18 protein-coding genes and 2 riboswitches are annotated in these 21,188 nt (G+C 43.0%); of the genes, 3 read left to right on the forward strand and 15 right to left on the reverse strand.

Annotated features, from left to right (window positions below; all coding sequences use genetic code 11):
• Positions 1-24 precede the first annotated feature (24 nt).
• A riboswitch (FMN riboswitch) is annotated at positions 25-160 on the reverse strand.
• 279 nt (positions 161-439) lie between these two features.
• Positions 440-628: a hypothetical protein gene (locus VP97_RS18200; protein WP_050183506.1), complete on the reverse strand. Its 189-nt coding sequence runs from the start codon at positions 626-628 to the stop codon at positions 440-442.
• Between the two features lie 789 nt (positions 629-1,417).
• Here VP97_RS18200 and VP97_RS18205 point away from each other — a divergent pair.
• Positions 1,418-1,969, forward strand: a complete 552-nt coding sequence (locus VP97_RS18205) for a GNAT family N-acetyltransferase (protein ID WP_050183507.1) — start codon at positions 1,418-1,420, stop codon at positions 1,967-1,969.
• A 145-nt stretch (positions 1,970-2,114) separates the two neighbouring features.
• Here the strand turns inward: VP97_RS18205 and VP97_RS18210 are convergent, their stop codons facing one another.
• Positions 2,115-3,806, reverse strand: coding sequence for a glycoside hydrolase family 13 protein (locus tag VP97_RS18210; RefSeq protein WP_050183508.1), 1,692 nt, complete (start codon positions 3,804-3,806; stop codon positions 2,115-2,117).
• A gap of 294 nt (positions 3,807-4,100) precedes the next feature.
• Between VP97_RS18210 and VP97_RS18215 the strand changes: the two genes are divergently transcribed.
• On the forward strand, positions 4,101-4,901 hold the full coding sequence (locus tag VP97_RS18215; protein WP_050183509.1) for an NAD kinase: 801 nt from the start codon (positions 4,101-4,103) through the stop codon (positions 4,899-4,901).
• A 120-nt stretch (positions 4,902-5,021) separates the two neighbouring features.
• On the opposite strand, the gene VP97_RS24000 is transcribed toward VP97_RS18215, so the two are convergent.
• The 13 genes from VP97_RS24000 to VP97_RS18270 form a co-directional block, all read right to left on the reverse strand.
• On the reverse strand, positions 5,022-5,261 hold the full coding sequence (locus VP97_RS24000; RefSeq protein ID WP_156153550.1) for a hypothetical protein: 240 nt from the start codon (positions 5,259-5,261) through the stop codon (positions 5,022-5,024).
• Positions 5,262-5,410: 149 nt separating this feature from the next.
• Positions 5,411-5,584, reverse strand: coding sequence for a YjzC family protein (locus tag VP97_RS23450; protein ID WP_082220436.1), 174 nt, complete (start codon positions 5,582-5,584; stop codon positions 5,411-5,413).
• 28 nt (positions 5,585-5,612) lie between these two features.
• Positions 5,613-5,771, reverse strand: coding sequence for a hypothetical protein (locus tag VP97_RS24275; protein WP_172656809.1), 159 nt, complete (start codon positions 5,769-5,771; stop codon positions 5,613-5,615).
• Positions 5,772-5,941: 170 nt separating this feature from the next.
• Positions 5,942-6,643 carry a class I SAM-dependent methyltransferase gene (locus tag VP97_RS18225; protein ID WP_050183511.1) on the reverse strand — a complete coding sequence of 234 codons (702 nt, stop codon included), beginning with the start codon at positions 6,641-6,643 and terminating at the stop codon, positions 5,942-5,944.
• Positions 6,644-6,957: 314 nt separating this feature from the next.
• Positions 6,958-9,081: an EAL domain-containing protein gene (locus VP97_RS18230; protein ID WP_050183512.1), complete on the reverse strand. Its 2,124-nt coding sequence runs from the start codon at positions 9,079-9,081 to the stop codon at positions 6,958-6,960.
• A 27-nt stretch (positions 9,082-9,108) separates the two neighbouring features.
• Entirely contained in the window at positions 9,109-9,933 is an 825-nt protein-coding gene (locus VP97_RS18235; RefSeq protein WP_082220438.1) for a CheR family methyltransferase, read from the reverse strand.
• Positions 9,923-13,138 carry a response regulator gene (locus tag VP97_RS18240; RefSeq protein ID WP_050183514.1) on the reverse strand — a complete coding sequence of 1,072 codons (3,216 nt, stop codon included), beginning with the start codon at positions 13,136-13,138 and terminating at the stop codon, positions 9,923-9,925. Before VP97_RS18240 ends, VP97_RS18235 begins: the two co-directional genes overlap by 11 nt.
• Positions 13,139-13,327: 189 nt before the next feature.
• Positions 13,328-13,410, reverse strand: a riboswitch (cyclic di-GMP riboswitch).
• 1,205 nt (positions 13,411-14,615) lie between these two features.
• Positions 14,616-15,194, reverse strand: coding sequence for a spore germination lipoprotein GerD (gene gerD / locus VP97_RS18245; RefSeq protein WP_050183515.1), 579 nt, complete (start codon positions 15,192-15,194; stop codon positions 14,616-14,618).
• A gap of 325 nt (positions 15,195-15,519) precedes the next feature.
• Entirely contained in the window at positions 15,520-16,749 is a 1,230-nt protein-coding gene (locus VP97_RS18250) for an S-layer homology domain-containing protein (RefSeq protein ID WP_050183516.1), read from the reverse strand.
• Between the two features lie 217 nt (positions 16,750-16,966).
• On the reverse strand, positions 16,967-17,662 hold the full coding sequence (locus tag VP97_RS18255; RefSeq protein ID WP_050183517.1) for an S-layer homology domain-containing protein: 696 nt from the start codon (positions 17,660-17,662) through the stop codon (positions 16,967-16,969).
• A gap of 137 nt (positions 17,663-17,799) precedes the next feature.
• Positions 17,800-18,492: a GntR family transcriptional regulator gene (locus VP97_RS18260; protein WP_050183529.1), complete on the reverse strand. Its 693-nt coding sequence runs from the start codon at positions 18,490-18,492 to the stop codon at positions 17,800-17,802.
• A gap of 96 nt (positions 18,493-18,588) precedes the next feature.
• Positions 18,589-19,401: an HAD family hydrolase gene (locus tag VP97_RS18265; RefSeq protein ID WP_050183518.1), complete on the reverse strand. Its 813-nt coding sequence runs from the start codon at positions 19,399-19,401 to the stop codon at positions 18,589-18,591.
• A gap of 76 nt (positions 19,402-19,477) precedes the next feature.
• Positions 19,478-20,068 carry a DapH/DapD/GlmU-related protein gene (locus tag VP97_RS18270; RefSeq protein WP_050183519.1) on the reverse strand — a complete coding sequence of 197 codons (591 nt, stop codon included), beginning with the start codon at positions 20,066-20,068 and terminating at the stop codon, positions 19,478-19,480.
• 120 nt (positions 20,069-20,188) lie between these two features.
• Between VP97_RS18270 and VP97_RS18275 the strand changes: the two genes are divergently transcribed.
• The gene (locus VP97_RS18275; protein ID WP_050183520.1) at positions 20,189-21,097 is read left to right on the forward strand and encodes an AraC family transcriptional regulator; all 909 of its coding nucleotides are present in this window, start codon (positions 20,189-20,191) and stop codon (positions 21,095-21,097) included.
• Positions 21,098-21,188 lie beyond the last annotated feature (91 nt).

Here is a 21,188-nt window from a genome sequence, read left to right on the forward strand (position 1 = left end):
TTTAAAAATTCAGAAAACGCACGCTGTCCTTTCCTCCCATCCAGACTTTCACTGTCGGCTCCGGAATCGCACCAGATCCACCGCACATATGCGGGTCACGGACTGAGGGCTTGCGCCCAACACCGCCGGTCGGGAGTTGCACCCTGCCCCGGAAAGGTTTATTCGAATGTTGCTTCCATTATGAACCTTGTTTTTACACCCTGTCAAGCCAGTGATTTTTGTTTTTTTAACAGCAGCAGCCGGCAGGAAAACAATCCTCTGCAAATAAAGCGTCTGGATCGGCCTCGTCCCATGCACTTTGCATGCTGATTCCGCATACAATGATGAAAACAGCAGCCACTTAAAAACAGTACTTCCCCGGCCCACCATATCCTTATTCGGCGCGTCGCTGTTTTTTTAAAAATGAAATAAACTAGTCCTTCAGCAAAGCTGTTTATTTTCAGTCCAATCCATCCGCATACGAATGATGAATGCCATCAAGTCCTCCATCTCCGCCAGCAGGCGCCGCATAGGCATATGGCGGTATGAAGAATGTTTGTCCTGTTTCATCCTTTCCTTCAAGCGGTGCACTGGTTATTCGGCAGCGCCCACAATGTCGCTTCCTGTTTTTAGGGCTTTCCGGTCCCATACTTCGTTCAGCACCTGCAGACGGCGTACCGCCAGTTAAGCGGCGCCGGCCATCCAGCTATCTGATGTCCACACCTGCTTACCCGTCGCTCTTTTACTCGTGTGATCCGTGAGTTACCCATTCCATCTTTAAAGCCAATCAATTTTCCTGGTATCTTACCTGTATTTACTTGCTTCTGTCGGCCATTTCTCTTCAAGCGCACCAATCGCCTGGCTCAATACCTTTTACATTTGCTTCAGATCAATTAGTGGAAAGCGCCATCTTTTTCACCCGTTACGTTAGAAGTCGACACTTCATTCAATAAATCGACGGCGACTGGATCCCGTGCTGCCTCAGCGGTTTCAACCCTGGCAAGAAGCAGTTCTGTATCCTTGATCAGCTGCTGCCGTGGTTATGTTGACTGAACTTTTCATTTATTTATCTCATTTTACTCTATACAAATTGGATTTTTTCTCTGTTACAGGATAAAGTAAACCTTTTTTCTTTTACATTTTAAAAACGTGTCGAAAAAATTTTTTATTTGCGTTTAAAACCTATTTTCAAATGGGTAAAAATTTTATATGATGTGAGTAACGACAACATTTTAATGCTAGTTGTGTTGGGAAGGCAAATGGTGCGCCACCGGTTTCTTCAATCGGTTCTAATGGGTTCGATTCCCATCCCGGAATTTTTTTATGGACAGGCTGCTATTGTGACGGTCTTGTTTGCTTATTAAAAAATTTCGAGGGTGAATCGGGACACGTGTGAACCGCTATACCCTCGTTGTGTAAAAAAGAGGAGGGAAAGAAAATGTTGAAGAAACGCGATGTTCATGAAAGTCATGCTTTATTTGAGTTAATGACGCACCCGGATGTGTTCCCTTTTGTGCGCCATAAAGTCCATTCATATGAGGAATTTGTGTTTGCCACAAAGCAGACGATCGAAGCAGAAGAGCGAGGCGAACTCATATCGCGGACGATCATGGATGAATGGGGAAGCCCTATCGGCACCATCAACTTGTACGATATTGAAAATGGCGCGGGTTTTCTCGGCACCTGGCTTGGCAAGCCTTATCATGGCAAGGGCTATAACGCACCGGCCAAAGAAGAATTTTTCAAGGAGCTATTTTATGAAATGGATATTGAATCCATTTATATGTCCATCCGTAAAGTAAATGTGCGCTCGCGTAAAGCAGCTGAAAAACTGCCATATGTTGTGCTGGCCAATGAAACACGACCGGATGTATACGCCAGACTGAATGAAAAAGAAGCTGTATTTGATTTATACGAAGTTCCGAAAGACCTCTTCACGCTTTATTTAATGCGCAACGATCAGGAAAACGAACAGGCAATGGAAGCGTAACAAACAATTCCAAATATCCTCGTCCACATACTCCTTCACTAGTAAAGCGTTGAGTTTTTACCGTAACGCTCATTCAACTGAGACCATAAATCCCAAAAAAGACCGGCTGCCGATGCAGCCGGTTTTTTTCATCCCCAACTATTTATTACGCTTGTTTTTCAAACAAGTATATTCTCGTTTCGTATGGCTGAAGCTCAATGGGCTCTGTGAGGACAGACGGATCGTCCTCGATTGGATAGTTAGACAGGAGAAGACGTCCGAATAAATCGGGCAAATGCTCCCTTTCAACTTCAAAAGAGACCGGCTCTTTTCCGAAATGGCTGATCACCAGCAGTGTCTGCTCCTCTCCCTTCCGCGTATATGCGAAAACGGCCGGGTGGTCCCGTTCGATCAATTGGAATGTCCCATCTGTGACGACCGGCTGTGTTTTTCGAATGTCGATCAAGGCATGATAAAACCAAAAAATGGATTCCGGATCATCCAGTGCCTGCTCAACGTTTACACTTAAATAGTTGTCATTCACTTTGATCCACGGCTCTCCATCCGTAAATCCGGCATTCTCCTCGGCATTCCACTGCATCGGTGTTCTCGCCTGATCGCGGCTGCTTTTGCTTATGTCGGCAAGCACCTTTTCTTTGTTTTCATCCTGTTCATAGTGGCGCTGGTGAAACTCGGTAATGGCCTTGCTGTCCCGAAACTCGTCGATGCTTTCAAACTCTGTATTGGTCATGCCGATTTCTTCTCCCTGGTAAATGTACGGCGTTCCTTTCATCATATGAAGGGTGGCAGCCAGCATTTTAGCGGACGCTGCCCGGTACTCACCATCATCTCCGAACCGAGTGACAATTCGCGGCTCATCGTGATTGCTCCAAAAAAGTGTATTCCAGCCCTTTTTTTCAAGGGTTTTTTGCCATTTTTCCATTATGGTTTTTAACTCGACGAGATCGATTTTTACGCTCGCTTCTGAGCCCGCTTCCTCCACCTGCAGATGCTCAAAGGAAAAAACCATATTGACTTCCTTACGATCCGGATCGGTGTACAAAAGGGCTTCCTCCGGTGTAGCCGAGCCGCTTTCTCCAACCGTCATCATGCCGTATTTTGAAAAAATAGCTTCATTCAAATGACGAACGTATGGATGCGCTCCTTCATCTTTAATAATTTCGACGTGAGGATCGGCTTCTTTGTCCACATATTGTTCGTAGGAAGGCAGTGATTTCTTTTTATCGATGTGGCCAAGCTGGTCAATGCGAAAGCCCGAAACGCCCTTTCGAATCCAGTAGATCATCATTTCTTTTACTTCATGAATCACAGCCGGGTTTTCCCAGTTTAAATCAACCTGGCGCCGGCTGTTCATATGAAGATAGTACTCCCCGGTTGCTTCATCGAATTCCCAGGCGCTTGTATGATAAGTGGACTTCCAATCAGATGGGGGACCGCCCGGCGTGCCCGGGCGCCAGTGATAAAAATCGCGGTACGGACTGTTTTTAGATCCTTTCGCATCAAGAAACCAGCGGTGCTGATCAGAAGTATGATTGTAGACAATATCTAAAATGATCTTTAAGCCATGGCGGTTTGCTTCAAAAATCAATTCCTCCATATCGGTCATCGTGCCATAATCCTCTGAGATCGCCCGGTGGTCTGATACATCATAGCCGTAATCCACGTTCGGCGATTTGTATACCGGGGACAGCCAGATGGCATCTGCCCCCAGTTTCTTCACATAATCCAATCTTGAAATGATCCCCTGCAAATCGCCAATCCCATCCGCGTTGCTGTCTTGAAAACTGCGGGGATAAATATGATAAATAACGGCCGTTTTCCACCACTCGTTTGCCAAACTACTTCCCTCCTGCACATACTTGTTTAGTAGAAAAGTTCCCTTTCCATTCTTTTCTAAACACATATGCAGCACATTGCCCGATGAAAGTGCAGCATCTTTAAACGGAACAATTTGTTCTTTCCCCAAAAACGTTTAATAAAGGTGAATATCCCCTACCAAAACTGTTGCGTTTAATTAACCCCGGCCGCCGGGCCAATCACTATTGCTTTTTCACCTGACGTCTTCCTTTGCTATTGCCGTCATTATACATTAGAATGAAAGTATCTTGTATGATAAAGGAGTTTTTAGTCAATGGAATCAAGAAGAAACATGTTTTTTTCGTATAAACAAGATCCTGAAAAACTGCCTGACATCCAAAAGCTGATCTCCCTCGCTGAAGACCAGGGATTTATCGTGGTGGATGATTACAAAGAAGCAAATATTATCGTAGGGGTAGGCGGTGACGGCGCTTTTTTACAGGCGGTCCGCAAAACTGGCTTCCGTGATGACTGCTTGTACGTCGGTGTGACGGATGAGGTTGAAGCGAGCTTATATTGCGATTTCCATATTCACGATACGGAAGAAATGATTCAAGCGATTCAAACAGCGGGAGTGGAAGTGCGCCGCTATCCGGTGATTGATGTACACCTGGACGGCCATACCCATTTTAAATGTTTAAATGAGCTGTCTGTTCGCTCTTCCATTATTAAAACATTCGTGATGGATGTACATATTGATGACCTGCACTTTGAAACATTCCGCGGTGACGGTATTGTCGTCTCTACGCCAACGGGAAGCACAGCCTACAACCGGTCATTGAACGGAGCGGTCGTGGATCCCCGTATCCCATGCATGCAGGTCAATGAAATGGCTTCATTAAACAACAATCAGTTCCGCACGCTCGGTTCTTCGTTTGTTTTAAGCAGCGACCGCAAGCTGACACTGCGCGTCGTGCAAAACGGCAATGATTATCCGATCATCGGTCTTGATAACGAAGCACTCAGCATTCAAAACGTTCAAAATATTGAAGTCGAAATGACTGGCAGCATTGTTAAAACGGTTAAATTAAAAAACAATTCATTCTGGCATAAAGTACAGCGAACATTTCTGTAACCAAAAAACGGATCCGCGTCGGATCCGTTTTTAACATATATACAAAGAACAGAAGCAGGCTGACGGTCCTTGACACCAAAACGAGTTCGTTTCTTAAGGCTTGTCCACTTTTGGAAAGTACTATTTGTTGGCGATAGAAGACAGTGTTTCATATTCAGATTTTTTGGCAGCAGGCGGATTCGGCCGTCCCGCTTTGTCTCCTTTTTGAATCGACTGGTTCAACAGGCTTTGAAGACCAAGGGCAAAGGTCAATTCTACTTTCGGACTCAGCGTCCCGCCTATTTCAATCAGGTCGCTTAACTCTTCGATTTTGTCTACCATAATATCCCGTATAAATTTAATATCTTCCTTCATCTCCATTTCGGTCCCCTCTCCTCTTAAAAACATTTGTTTCTCCCCATTCATTTTATGCGGCTTGTCCTTTTTATATGCGAATAAAAAGAAAAAGACTTCTTTTTTCACGCGCCAAAAAGCCCTTTCTGGATCCTGTCCAAAAAGGGCTGACTGCTTTATGTTTTCCGTGTCCAAACCCGATCTTTATTCGTGGTATCCGGAAAATCGTCCCCTGCTTTCAGCTTGATGTTTTGCGGATTGTTAACTGATGAGCCGGTTTCGCCGATTTCGATGTAAACGCCGTTATTCGGTGCTTTTTGTCCCGGCTTAAATTGGTTGTTTTGTGCCAATTTGCTTCCTCCTTATCCTTTGCTAGTATCAGCTTCTGCCTTTTCGTCCTGCTTTTGAATTGCGGTTTGCCCCTTTCATCGGGTCCTCTCCGCGGGCAAATTCAACTGAATAATCGGTTTCCTCTACATTTTTCTTTGGTGTTTTGGCGTATTTTTCTACTGCATCTTTTGTTGCTTTTCGTTTCATGCTTGTTCTCTCCCTTCAGCTTACAAAGAATCATCGACAGTTTTCCCCGATTCACGGTTTGTATTCATCGGCGGCTTTCATCTGCTTCTCAGTCACATCCGTCTACCTCTTTCGCATTAAAAATGGTAAAAAGAAAAAGAACGCTTTTTACACGTTCTTTTTCCGATCGTTTACGTGCGCCCATAAAAAATCCGGTAGCCTACAGGTCGATCCGGCTGGCTCATAAAGGTATCATGCGCATCCCACAGATCAAATAATTCCTCTCGAATTGTTTTGGAAGGACGGAGCTCTGTGAAAACGTCCGTATTGGAAGAGGGAGAAATATTCAGCAGGCTAAGCGTAGAGAAGCCGGCTCGTTTCCATTTTTCTCTCCATTGCTCTTCAGTTAGGACTGCTGAGACGCCGTACAGGTGCCGAATTTCCTTTTCCTGCTCCTGGCTCAACGATTTTTCCGCGGTCATTTCAACAGCGATACATGCGCCCCCTTTTTTCAAGACACGTGATGCTTCACAGAGTGCCTGATCAACCGAAGATGTAAAGGAAAGAACAGACTCGGCCAGCACAAAATCAAAGGTTTGATCCCGAAACGCCAGCTGTTCGGCATTTCCGTATAGGACGGTTACGTTTTTCTGCTTTAGTCTTTCTTTTGCTTTTTCCAGCATAATGGAATGATTGTCAATCGCGGTAACAGTGCAGCCAAAAGTCTCCGCTACGTATTCCGCCGTTTGCCCGGTTCCACAGCCGATTTCAAGAAAAGAAGCCCCTGCCGGAAGGTCGATGGCTGAAAAAATCTCCTTCGTTAAAGAAAAGCCGCCGGGATGAGCGCCGCCAATACCAAACTCCGCTAAAAAGTCCAGGTAATGCTTCTTCAATTTTCTTCCTCCTCATTTTCCGTTGATTATTTTATGTGAAAAAGAAGAAGAGGTGCGGCGTATTATTTTTTACATCAACGAGGAAGCAGCACCGGCTGCCCCGCGAAAAGCGGAGCCCTGCGGATGCCGCTTCTTCTACGCTTGAACCAAGCACGTTGACCCATACTGCTAGAGACCTAAACGTTCACAAATGTGTTCGATTTAAACTAGAAAAGATAGAATCAGGTCAGTCCCTTATTTCAACAGAATGAGGGCAGCAAAGTAATTGCTGCCCCGTTTCGCTGTCTCACTTTTCGTGTAGTTGTATACGATGACTATATTAAATTTGTTTTTCTAACCTTCCAGTCGGATTTCTCCAGTGAGAGGAAAATCTGATCGGCAGGCAAAGGCTTCGTAATAAAATACCCCTGTGCTTCATCACATTGGAACTCTCGCAGCTTTTCTAGTATGTCCTCGTTTTCTACACCCTCTGCGGTTACCTTTAACGATAAGTTCTGCGCTAAATGAATAATGGATTTAACAATAATCATATCGTTCCGATCTTGTATCATATCCATAACAAACGATTTATCCACTTTAATTTCATTGACAGGCAGATGCTTTAAGTAAGCCAGGGAAGAGTAGCCTGTACCAAAATCATCGATCGAGAGCACAACCCCCATATTATGTAATTGCGTCAGTACCTCCATAGCTCTTTCCGGGTTCGTCATAATAAAGCTTTCGGTAATCTCAAGCGTAAAGCATTCAGAAGGCACCTCGTATTTTTTTAAAATCTCCTTTAGCTTTTCAGGCAGTCCTTCGTCTTGAAGATTGCGGGCAGAAAGATTCACAGAAATGGTGAGCTGCAGTCCATTGTCGAGCCATCGCCGAATTTGAAAAGCGGCTCGGTCCAATACACAAAGAGTAAGCGAATCAATTAACCCCGATTGCTCGGCGAGTGGAATAAATTCATCCGGAAAAATCAAGCCCAATTCGGGATGGTTCCATCGAACGAGCGCTTCCATCCCTACGACCATATTTGTTTTTATATCCACTTTGGCCTGATAGTGCAGCTCCAGCTCGTTGTTTTGAATGGCAGAGCCTAATTCTCCCATTCGCATCACTTGATCGAGATCCGTTTGCTGCTGTTGTTCGTCCGAATAAAAGGAATAGCCGCTGCTGCTTGTTTTAGCGGTATACATTGCGATATCTGCTTTACGAAGCAGCGTTTCTTCATCCATCCCGTGTTCAGGAAACAGCGCAATCCCTGCACTATGATTGATCATGAGCGGCTTTGCTTCGATGATAAATGGCTGAGATAAAACGCGTTCAATCCGCCCAATGACGTCCATCACATTCGCTTTGGATATATCCTTTACCAGCAGGGCAAATTCATCACCCCCAAGCCGGGCCACAATGTCTCCAGCCCTGCTTACATATCGAAGGCAATATCCTACTTCCTTTAAAAGCTGATCACCCATATGATGCCCAAGCGTGTCATTAATCGCTTTAAATTGATCCAGATCTAATAAAATAAGGGCAAACGACGATCCTTCTGTGTGATGCTCCTCAATTCTTTCTTTTAAAGACTTGTATAAAAAGAACCGGTTAGGCAGGTTTGTCAAAGAATCGTGCGTCGCTTGATATTCCAGCTTTGCTACTTGCTCTTTTCTTTCCGTAATATCACGCATAGCGCAAACAAAAATTCGTTCCTTTCCCTGCTCCACGTATGCCTGTGCCACTTGCAGTTCAATTGGAAAATCACTGCTGTCCCGCTTTTTTCCTTTTTTCTCGACTAACGTTTCTGTTTGTATGTATCCTTCATATTGAAAAAACGGCAGGAGCATCTCGATCGGCTGGCCTGCGAGACTCATTCCTTCATACTGAAAAAGCTGGTGAGCGGCAGGATTTGCCATGATCATGCGGCCTTTTTCGTTAAAAACAATAATGGCATCCAGATTGGTTTCACTTATTACCTCAAATAAAGATTTTGTTTTCTCCAATTCCTTTGCCAGAGAAGAAAGTGCTGTATGTGCTTGCTGCAATTCTTCGTTTTTCTTTTTTAACAGCTTTTGATTTTGATAGATGTCTACAAATCCGCCCACTTTCGCCCGGAGTGTTTCCGGTTCAAACGGTTTAAACATATAATCAATGGCGCCTACAGAGTAACCTGTATACACGTGTTCCAGCTCTTTATTAATGGCGGTTACAAAAATAATGGGAATATGTTTCGTTTTTTCCCGCATTTTAATCATTTTGGCTGTTTCAAAGCCATTCATACCGGGCATTTGCACATCCAGCAAAATAGCGGCATATTCTGCTCTCAACAATAACTTTAAAGCTTCTTCCCCTGAATAAGCACGCACAAGCTCATAAGAATCATCTTCTAAAACAGATTCCAGGGCAAATAAGTTTTCCGGGCGATCATCAACTAATAAAATTTTTATTTTCTTGTCCATTTTTATCTCCCGCCTTCTTTTCTGCATTTACGTTATTTTTCGATAAATCTTTTCTTGAACGTCTACGTCCTTATACTGCTGCGCGTGCTTTGTGAAGCGAATGCTTTCTTTGTTTCCAAGCCCTAAGAATCCAAAAGGGCTTAAGCTTTTGTAAAACAAATCATGAACATGCTCTTGAAGCGTCCGGTTAAAATAAATCAGCACATTCCGGCACAGAATCAGATGAAACTCATTAAACGACTTGTCTGTCACTAGATTGTGCTGGGCAAACACAAGACACTCTTTGAGCGGGGAATGAAACACCGCTTCATTTGATTTCACGGTATAGTAGTCAGAAAGAGCTCGTTTCCCTCCTGCTTTCCTGTAGTTATCTGTATCGTCTTTCATTGTTTTCAGCGAAATCCGACCTTCTGCAGCCTGCTGTAAAACTCGAGCATTCATATCTGTCGCATAAATCCTCGACCTTGAAAGCAAGCCTTCCTCCTCTAACAGAATAGCCAGAGAGAACGCCTCCTCACCGGTCGAGCAGCCCGCCACCCAGATGCGGATAAATGGATAAGTCCGCAGCAGGGGAATCACGTTTTCCCGCATGGAAAGAAAAAACAAAGGATCTCGGAACATCTCTGTCACATTAATGGAAAAATCGTAAAAAAGCCGGTTCATGCAAGCAGGATCACGAATGACTTTTTCTTGAAGCGCCGCAATGCCCGTTACAGCTTCTGCGGCGATCCGATGCCAGACACGCCGCCTGATGGATGGATAAGAATAATTGCGGAAATCATATCCATACCTTCTGAACACCGCCTCTAACAAAAGCTCTATTTCCAGCTTTTCTATTTCTTCAGGCTTCATGGCGTTTTTCTCCCTGTCCATAAAGCCACACCTTCAGCAGCGCGATAAGCTGGTCCGGGTCAATCGGTTTAGCAATATAATCCGATGCCCCTGCTTCTATGCACTTTTCCCGATCATTTTTCATCGCCTTCGCAGTCAGAGCGATCATGGGCAGTGACCGCCAGTTTGTTTTTCTACGGATATGCTGCATCGTTTCATACCCATCCATTTCTGGCATCATGATATCCATCAAAATCAAATCGAAAGGCTCATCTTCTTCCAGCGAGTGGAGAGCTTCCTTCCCGTTTTCTGCAAACGTCACATTGATCTCGTGATCTTCTAAAATACTTGAGACAGAAAACAAATTGCGAACGTCATCATCGACCAGCAGCACCCTTTTCCCTTTTAATACATTGTCCGTAATCGAGGCAGCGGCTGATTGCACCTTCTGCGGCTGAGAGCCCGGCGGCAGCTGAAAAATGGCTGATGTTTCCTGCAAAAGTCTTTCTGGCGACATTGTGTCCTTTATAATAATAGTGTTTGTGTATTTGTTTAAATGCCTTTCCTCTTTTTCCGTCACCTCTCTGCCCGTGTATATGATGATATGAGCCGGTTTGAGGGCCGGCTGTTTTTCTACATTTTGTAAAAAATCAAGTCCCGAAGCGTCGGCAAGCTTTAAGTCCAGAATCATGCAGTCAACATGCTGGGTCTTTAAATAGTGCATCGCTTCTTCTCCCGTAGCTGCTGTATCGATATCGATTGGATAAACGCTCATCAGCTCTTTTACGCTCATCCTTTGTACTTCTTCATCTTCTACAACGAGAAGCTTTTTTCTCCCGGGCTCGGCCTGTTCCTTTTCTATTGTAACGGCGGATTTTTCATTAACCGGCTCAGCTTCCTCAGCTGCTGATGCCAGCCGGCTCTCTAGGATCATAAACGGTTCAGGCATTTGAACCGTTTTTGCCAGCTTTTCTTCCTGATACGGCAAAGACAAGCAGAATGTACTTCCTTTTCCTTCCTCGCTTGCTACACCAATTTCGCCTGAAAGAAGGCGGGCCAGTTCAAGACTAATGGATAGCCCGAGCCCTGTACCTCCATACTTGCGGCTCGTGGTTCCGTCCACTTGTTGAAAAGCTTCAAAAATTAACGACAGCTTGTCCTGAGGAATGCCGATACCTGAATCGGAAATGGAAAACAAAATATTGTCTTCTTTTCTCTTGATCTTGACGGTTACGTGCCCTTTTTGTGTAAATTTCAATGCATTGCTGATCAAATTGTTTAATATTTGATGCAGGCGCATAGGATCTGTCAGTATATGATCAGGAGCGCTCTCTTCGACTATGATGTTAAACGTAATTCCTTTTTGTTCGGCCATCAATGAAAATGCAGCATCAAGGTTCTCAACCACCTGGGCAATAGGGGTTTGCTTCATATACATGTCAATTTTTCCGGATTCAACCTTGGCCAGATCCAATATTTCATTGATCAAACTTAACAGGTCGCTCCCTGAAGAATGTATCGTGCGGGCAAATTCCAGCTGCTTTTCCGTCAGGTTATGCTGTGGATTATCCAGCAATAATTTTGATAAAATCAGCAAACTGTTTAAAGGCGTCCGCAATTCATGAGACATATTGGCTAAAAATTCCGACTTATACTTGGAGCTTAGAGCAAGCTGGTTTGCTTTTTGCTCCAGGTCGACTTTCGCCATCTCTACTTCTTTATTTTTTTGCTCATACCTGCTGTTTTGTTCTTCAAGATCGGCATTTATATGTTCCAGCTCCTGCTGCTGCTGCTGAAGAGATTCCTCCGATGCTTTTAATTCCATCGCCTGTTCTTCTAATTCTTCATTTAACTTTCGCAATTCTTCCTGCTGAGCCTGCAGCTCTTCTGTTTGAACCTGCAATTCCTCTGTCATCACCTGAGATTCCTCAAGCAATTTGGCTAATTGGCTTCTGCTCGAAATGCTGTCCAGAATGATCCCCAGCGTTTGGGTGGTTTCTTTTAACAGCGATTGCTGAATGGAATCAAAACCTTGGAAAGACGCTATTTCTGCCACTCCCCATAGTTTCCCTTCAAATACAATGGGAAGAGCTATAATGGAAAGAGAGGACGACTCCCCAAGCCCGGATCGGATTGTAATATAATTTGATGGTACGTTTTCCAGAAGAATAATCTGTTGCTCGAGCGCACATTGACCAATTATTCCTTCGCCAACAGCAAATCGATTCTCCATATGCTTTCTTTCTTTGAAAGCATATGAACCAGCCAGCCGTAGATCCGGCTGCTGCTCTTCTTTTAAATAAAATACTCCCTGGACTCCCCCGACAAGCGGTGTAATCGTTTGGATATATGTACTGGCTACAAGAAAAATAGACTCCATGCCCTGAAGCTTCGTCGTAATGTCAGCCAGGTTTGTTTTTAACCATCCCTGTTTTTCGATTTCCTGTACATGTTGCTCCAGGGATTGAGCCATTATATTGAAGGCTCTGGCGGCATCGCCTATTTCATCTTTACGTTTAAGGTGAATTCTCGTCGAAAAATCCGCTTTTCCATCTGCAAAGCTTAACATTGTATTTGATACGTATTTCAAACCGTTTGTCAGCGTACGGTGCATCCAAATCAAAAAGCTCAGCCCGACAATGAAAGCGAATAAGCTGAGATAACCCATGTAACGCAGAGCCCTGTCGTACTCGGTTAAAGAATCAACCAGCTTTTCCTCCATTCCTCTTTCATATAAATCGTTCAGCTCATTAATCGTCCCAAAAAAGTTCCGCTCGATCTGTGCTCCTTTTCCTGCCAGATCACTTGCAGCTTCTGCCGTTCTTCCGGCTTCAATATCTTTTATAAATTGATTGCTCAAACCGGCAAATGCACCGTAATGCTGCTCAAGGTTTTCAGCGGCAGCTTTTGCATCACTTTGCGCAGTCATAAAAGTAAGCTCGAACAGCGCGGCATCCATTTTTCTTTTTCCATCCTCCATGTCATTGATAAGCTGCTTCTTCGCCGCAGAAGAATCAGCAAGCAGCAGATCACGCATCGATTTTGCAACGCTATTTCCATCACTTCGAATGGTGGTGGTTAAATCAAGCTTTTTATATTGGCTTTCGGTTAAATCCTGCAGTGTATCATTGAATTGAAAAAACTGCCCAAACCCCAACAAAACAATCATGCTTATAAAAACAAGCCCTATACCAAACCCTGCCCATAACTTCACGCCAATTTTCAAAGATTCTCTACTCCTTACTCGCATATATTCAAATGAAGCCGACCATACAATAATCAATCAAACAGAAGCCTGCTTTTAAAAGCGAAAATATAAAAAAAAGCTTCCTAAAAGATTAGGAAGCGTCAATAAATAAAAAGGGTTTCTCTGCCATAAGGCACCGTACCCTGCTGACTCAAAGATCCAATCCTTTTCGGTAACCGGCTGTCATAGTTTAAAACGTTAGACCCGTGGCTTTGCGTCCTTGCCTTTCGGAAAGTTTGCCTTTAGCGTAGATTTGTCCATTACTGCTGATAGGGTAATACTATTGTATGATGACCATTATAACATATTACCTTATAACATTACCATTAAATAGGAATATTGATTTATTCTCTCGTTACATATAAACCTGTAAGCATGAAAATGCCGGTGTGGAAATAACTAGATTGGCCGATGTAATAGCCAGCGCAATTAAATGTCTGTAGGTGCATGAAAGAAGGCCACTGGCACGAAAAAGTAAGCACCAGCAGCCTTCTTATAGAGTTTTGTTCAAGAGGATCTAGTGATGGACGGGTAAAAACAGATTCATCCCTTCCAATGATTCTTTGAAAAAACGAGGATATTATGAAGCAGTGATAAAAAGCAGAAAGCTGCTATTTGTGATTGTTTTTAATAGCAACCTTTATGGTTGAGAGACTTTTATTCACTCTTTTGCGAAACCATTTTCTAGCCTTGCCTTTCTTGTAAAATCGTTTATCCCCCTCTTTTTATGATGTTTACGATAAAAAATCTTTCTTATCCAGCATTACAATTTAGTATCGGCCCCACCTACGCCAAATACCGCGACGGCCACGCGTGCCATCCAACCCACTTACTACTGTACAAGAAAGCGTTTACATTATCAACGATTTTTGATCGTCAAATGTCGACACCTCTCGTTTAAGCCGCCTGTTTTCCCTGCCTGAAGGAGAAAGGAGAGACCTTTTGCTCCAGTGTCTACATAAGTACATCACTACAAGTAGAGACAAATAAAAAAGCCTTTTACTAAAAGGGGTTCATTCTGCTGAAATAGGATGTTGTCCAGCTGGCTTGATCCTTTGTGTGACCGTTCTTAGGCGAAGCATAGAAAGGCGGCATTCGCGGGATTCTGCTTTCCAAGGGGCAGGCGGTGAGATCGCCTTCGCCACTTCGTGGCAAAGTCGATTTCACCTTTCCCGCTAGTCCCTTAGGAGTCTACGTCCTGCACCTGCCGCCTTTGTGGGGAGGAAAGGAAGATCGTAAAACACGATATGTTTATCCCTCTTTGCTGAAAGGAACAGAAAAACTCTTTCAACCCTCCTTCTTTTCAAACATACAACAGGCGGAGGGTTTTCGGGCAAGCTAAAAAGAAACACATCACATACACTTTTTGCAAAACGAATTTCTTCCTGACTTCTTTGTTTTTCAACACACTGAGCCCCTTACTAAAAGGGGCTGGCGTTAAAACGAAGAATAAATTTTAACTTTCACCGCTCTGTTCTTTCTTGCTCGCTTCCTCTGCGGCTTTTTTTACTGCTTCTTCCATTTTGGCTTTGTAGAGCGGACTCGCAAGTGTTTCTTCAATCACACCTTGAAGATATTTTCTGAATTCCTGGCTTTTTATCGCTGTCTGCATCGTTTTTTGCATTTCTGGGTCCTTCATTACATCGAGCAGCATTTTTTGATAATCTGGATCCTTCATCAGTTCAGTCAGGAGCTTCTTATGTTCTTTTTCCATGCTTTTGGCGTAGCTCTCCACAAATTTCGGATCTTCAAACGCTTTTTGCCAGAACTCCTTGCCTTTCTCAGATGTGAGAGTCGATTGAACGGCTTCTGTCACATCGTTTTGATTCATGATCAAATCCTCGCGCATTTCTTTGTCTGTCATCGCTTCTTGAAGTGCTTTTTTTCCATCGTCGGTTTTTAATATATCCACAACCATTTTTTTCGTTTCTTCGTAGTCGAGCTGATGAGGTGATTCATTCTGGTTGGCACAGCCGGCGGCCAAAGCAATCACAACTGATAATAACAGCATTCTAAAAAGTGCAATGTTCCTCATGTTGCCCAGCTCCTTTTTTTCTTTGCGGTTCGCTCCTTTTATTTTGAATTAGCCGGGTGATTGTATGCGCGGAAAATGATGGACATGCACAAAAGCCCCTCCGTTCCAGGCCGCGGCTGGCTGCATAATGGAGGGGCTGGTGGGTAATCATCTGCCTGCTAAACGCGCTTTATCCAGGGCAATGATACCTTCTTTACTTAATTGTCATGGTGTTCTACTGTTTTTTCCTTTTCCTCTGTTTCAGTTTTTATGTTGTATAAAACGGATCGAATTATACACATACTATCCATGCAAAAATCGTAAAAACAACTGTTTATACGCTCATTTATCTTTGTTCATCCTCAATCGTTCCATCAGCGGGATCGACTGTATAAAACGATTGATGTGTATTTGTTTTTACACGGAACCGGTACGTCCCATCTCGATTTTTGCCCATATACTGTATTTCTTTTACATATTCCCGGAGTCCACTTTCTCCTTTCGGTATATCGAAGGCATACATGATCCATGCCTGTGCTTGTTGAACTGTTAAGTTAAACGGTTCTTCCCTTGTCGTTCTGGAATCCACCCACTCACTCAGCTTCCACTGGCCGTTCCGATTCACAATGGTCCACGTTTCGGTTACCGCTTCATTCAGTCCGTGAGGAGCACGAACGGTCACTTTTATTTTGTTGCTCGTTTTTTCATGAATCACATAAGGCAAACCGTTATCATCTACATCACTGTAAAGCAGCCAATCACATTGTGTGCAGGATACTTCATAAAATTCCTGCATAGCCGACAGCATGGCTCCTTCCGCATATGGTGTTATTTCCTTTTTAAAGGTTGAAAAAGCAGGACGCGTTTTTTGACTGTACTTGTACGCTTCCAAAATCATGTATGGCTTGTTTTGCACTTCACGAATGAAGCCCAATACCTCCTGGTCGTTGTATTCACTGATTGGCTTTTTCTTGTGCGCCCGGTAAAGCAGCATCATCAATTCCGAACGAGTCAGCTTTTTATCCGGTGAGAAGGTAGTGGCTGTTGTGCCAGCCGTTATATTGTTTCTAACCAGTGCTTCCACATAAGGAGCCGCCCAGTTATCCCTTTTCACATCTTTAAAGGGCAGAGAAAAAGACGTTTTTCGCTCATATTCAAAAGCATCGACCAGTAATTTAGCCATTTGTGAACGTGTTAAAATGTCATTCGGCCGCATGGTACGATCTTTAAAGCCCTGCAGGATACCGCGTTCTGCGAGTGCTGCCACTTCGTTATAGTTCTGGTTTAAAACCGTCACGTCCCGAAAGCCTGGATGATTCGTTTCCCGTTTCAACCCAAGAATCCGAGCTATCATAACGGCTGCTTCCATACGGCTCACCTGCTTTGCCGGACGGACCATAAAATCATCATCCTTTGGTTCAAACACCTTTTTCGCAGACAAGCTCCATACTGCCTCATAAGCCCGATGATTCGGAGAAATATCGTTGAACACCGATACAGCAGCAGATGCATGCGAGGAAAACAGAGCAGAAACGAGCAAAATAAAAGCAAGTGGTACTGCGATAAACTTTTTCACACTACAATCTCCTTTCCTTATCTACCATTAATACCTTCGGCACAAAAATGGAAATACCTTCAAAATATTCCATTTTTCCATAATCAGATAAACCCTGTGCAGGCTTACTTTTTTTCAGAATAAAAAATAACCCAAGCCAGTTTGGTGCTCTCCACTCCGGATTAGGTTATGTATTCGTGTTGATTCTCTTTCAAGAAGGGACTCTCGCCACAATACATCAAAGAGCCCTATCTAATCTGTAAAGAAGCAAGGCAAACTGTCCTCTTGTTAAGGGCTGGCTTGTACCGAATTTCGTTTCTGATATGCCTTTGACCACACCAAGCTCCGTAAGCAATGCAACAGGTTCCGCATAACGGCCCGTTACATCAGTAAATTTCCTGGATGTTTCAGCCGGGTAACCTTCACCGTCAGCTTGAAGGGCTGCATAAATTCTCGCAAACAGGATAGCCGCTTCACCACGAGTGATGTTTAACTGGGAGCCAAAATCGGTATCAGACTTTCCGTTCATGATGCCTGCTGCTTTAAGAGCCGATACAGCCGATACAGCACGGGCTGGAACATCTTTGAAGCTTGCTTTCGGAGGGTTCGAATTATCAACGCCGTTAAGGTCCAGGAATTTTGCGGCAATCAAAGCGGCATCTACGCGCTTGATCGATTGATCGACGCCGAATTGGTGAGGCTCTATACCATAAAACAGTCCAGACAAATAATCGACTGCCTCGAATAACTCTGTTCCCATCCTAACATCCTGGAATACACTTGACGTTGAACCAGTACCTGCCGGCTTATCTGCCATAACGGGTGCTTCCGGTGCCGGAATCTTTGCTTCTTCTGCGAATGTAGGAGTGATTGCTGAAGAAAATATGGTACTTGCTAATAGTGTGGCAGCCAATGCTTTGCTGGATTTTTTCATGGTCACAATCTCCTCTTTTATCATTTAATAGAATAAAGTATATCAAATAAATGAAAGAAAATATTTGATTTCTTGAAAAAAAGGGATTTCCAACCATTCACTTATTCGATAAAGCTACATTGAATCTATTTTTACTTTCAGGAAAAAGGACTATTCGTTTGAACAAAAAAGTGGGATTGCTCGAAGTGATACGTGACTGTTGAAAAAGCAAATGGCTGTCCATTGGTTACATGAAAGATGGATTCGACATAAAGGGAAGGTGCTCCATTTTCCAGACATAAATGCTTTGCTTCTTCTCTCTTCAGCTTTCCTGCATGAAGATATACATCCGAAAAGCCGACTTTTACCCCTAACCCTTTCTGGATATAATCGAAAATCGATTCAGAAACGATTTCTTTATTTAAATACGTAACAATCGATTTATTGAAATAGGATTCCTCAAGGCACAGGGCTTGCCCGTTCCTATACCGGACCCTTTTTACATAATAGACATCCTCATCAGGTTCAACATTTACATGATGGGCTGCTTCTTTTGTCGGTTTTTTCACTTCTAACTCAATTACTTTCGAGGTTATATTTTCGGACCCTTGATGAGAAAGAAGGTCCATGTATCCTTTTCTTTTCTGCCTTCTCACAAAAATGCCGCTGCCCCTCACTTGAAATACGGCGCCTTTTTTCTCTAATAGCTCTAACGCTTTCGTAACTGTACTTTTACTTACGTTAAAATGAGTCATTAAAGCTTCTAGCACAGGCAGTTTATCTCCCTGCACAAGGGCATTTTCTTCAATATACGTTTCAATCTCCGCTGCGATTTGCTGGTACTTGATCATATACAAACCCTATTCATCCTCTTATTTTGATCCCTTTGATGCTTTACCGGTCTAATGGAAAGCAGCTGTTTACATATAAATTAAATCTGTCTGCTTTTATTGATCTATATCATTTTGCAGTGACAGTAATTGAATAATGGTTTTCATCACAGCGTCTTCCTCATTTGATCCCGTAATAAAATTGGCTGCATCCTGTACTTCCGGAAACGCATTTCGCATCGCAAAGCTGTATGTACCTGAAGCCATCAGTTCCATATCATTGTAGCCATCGCCGAATACCATCGTTTCCTCTGGCGTAACATGTAAGATTTGCTGCAATTGAGCGATTGTGCTTCCTTTGTGAACATTGGCATTCGTTATATCAATCCAGGCTGCCTCCGAGGCAACAATAAAAGCGCGCTCAAAGAAGGAAGACAGCTTCTCTCTCGTTTCCATACACTGGAGAGCTGGATCATGCACTGTGATCTTTACAAAGTCCTCTGAAATACTGTTAAAGTCTTCTACCTTTATCACATTTGCATAGGATCTCCGCACGATCGCAAACTCTTCGGGAGAAAGTGTTTCTTTTACAACGGCCCCTTTTCTTGTACAGGCGATAATCGAATGATCCAGGCTTATGTCTTCAAGGAGCTGGGTGATTTCTAAGCCCACTTTATTTGATAATAAGGATTCATACACAAACTGCTGATTGTGCTTGATTCGTGTTGCGCTGTCACCCAGAATCCATAGATCATTTGCATCCTCCCCAAACAATTCTTCTATCCGCTCACATTGCTTTCCCGTGCAGGGAGCAAACACCACTCCTTTATCCTTCATGATTTTTTTCGTTTGTTTAAATAAATCTCTATTAAAATCACCTTTATTGTTTAAAAACGTTCCGTCCATATCAGATATCACTAATTTAATCATTTGTTAAACTCCCTGGTTTTCTTTCATGTTAAGTGTGCTCAGATGGCCATTTCGATTCAAAATGCCCTCTTATTTTTTACAATTTTCTATCTTTATAATAATATTCTTTATCCCTGTCTGTAATTTCACGAAATACTCTGCACGGGTTGCCAACTGCAATTACATTTTTGGGAATATCTTTTGTTACCACACTCCCGGCCCCAATGACAGAATTTTCCCCGATGGTCACTCCGGGCAAAATAACAACATTCGCGCCAATCCAAACATTATCACAAATCGTTACTGGAAAAGTGTACATTTCCCCATGCTTACGAAGCTCATGGTGAACGGGATGACCGGTAACAGTAATCGTCACATTGGGGGCAATGAGAACTCCATTCCCAATTGTTATTTGATAATCATCGACCAGTGTTAAATTGGCATTAATATAACAATCGTCTCCAATCGTTACAGTCTTGCCTCTTGCAAAAGTAAGAGGAGGCTCAATCCACACGCTTTTTCCAACTGCCCCAAATATCTCATGAATCAGTTCCATTCTTTTTTCTTTTTCACCTGGTCTTAAATGATTAAAATCATACATCAATTCTTTTGCCCTTGTTTGCGCCTGGAGATATTCTCCTGTATCTGTCCAAAGCAGACCCTTTGCCATTTTTTCTTCTGTATTCATTTTGGCTTCTCCTTTGCATCCGCAGCTTACTTATATAATAATATTCCGCACATATTGATTTTTCTATCACAATAGAATAACTTAATATAACAATCGTATTTTTAAGTATAGGTGATGAAAATGAATTCTATTGATACATTTATTTCTCTTGATGTTTTAGAAGATTCCTCTGAAATTGTTCATTATGACTCGGACAATTTGCCAATCAGGAGTAGAAGAAGCTGGCTTTCTTATTTTCACAACTTATCAGCCGTCTGCCATTGGCATGACGATGTTGAATTTATTGTTGTTCTCCAAGGAGAAATGACTTACTTTGTAAACGGAGAAACATATCTATTAAAAAAGGGGATGGGTATTTTTGTGAACGCTGGGCAATTGCATTATGGATTTTCTGAATCAGGAACAGACTGTGAATTTCTCGTTCTGTTGTTTCACCCCAGATCAATTTCCACGAATGCTTACATTGAATCGGAATATGTCCTGCCTTTCATTCATAATCATCACTGCCCTCTTATCGTTTTTGAGCCTCATATCCCGTGGCAAGCGGAATCAATCCAGGTCGTTAAGGATATTTTTACGATCTGTCAAAAAAAAGAAAAAGGCTACGAATTAAGCGTTCAAAGTTTGTTATATTCTCTTTGGTTAGTCCTTTACAAAAATGCTATGCATAAAGATCATTCTGTAAAAAAAATAGACTTTTCCGAGTTAAAAGCGATGATCGGATACATCCAGCTTAACTACTCGAAAAAAATATCTTTAGAAAAGATTGCCCGGGCTGGCGCAGTCTCACGCAGCAAATGCTGTCAGTTGTTTAAAGATAAAATACAAATGTCTCCTATTCAGTATCTGAACAGGTTTCGGCTCGAAAGGAGTATGGAACTGCTCCGCAATCATTCACTTAGCATTGTAGAAGTGGCTCATGAAAGTGGCTTTTCAGGTGCAAGCTACTATACGGAACTTTTTCACCGGGAAATCGGCATGACACCCAGTGAATTCCGAATGATGTACAATTCAAACAAACAAAAATAACGTTGTATCGCCTTTCATTCTCTGTGATATATAAAAGGACTACACATTTTAAACATTTCTACTCCGTGTGGTCCTTCTGTATCAACGCTCT

The sequence above is a fragment of the Domibacillus robiginosus genome, assembly GCF_000966195.1.
Classification (GTDB): domain Bacteria; phylum Bacillota; class Bacilli; order Bacillales; family Domibacillaceae; genus Domibacillus; species Domibacillus robiginosus.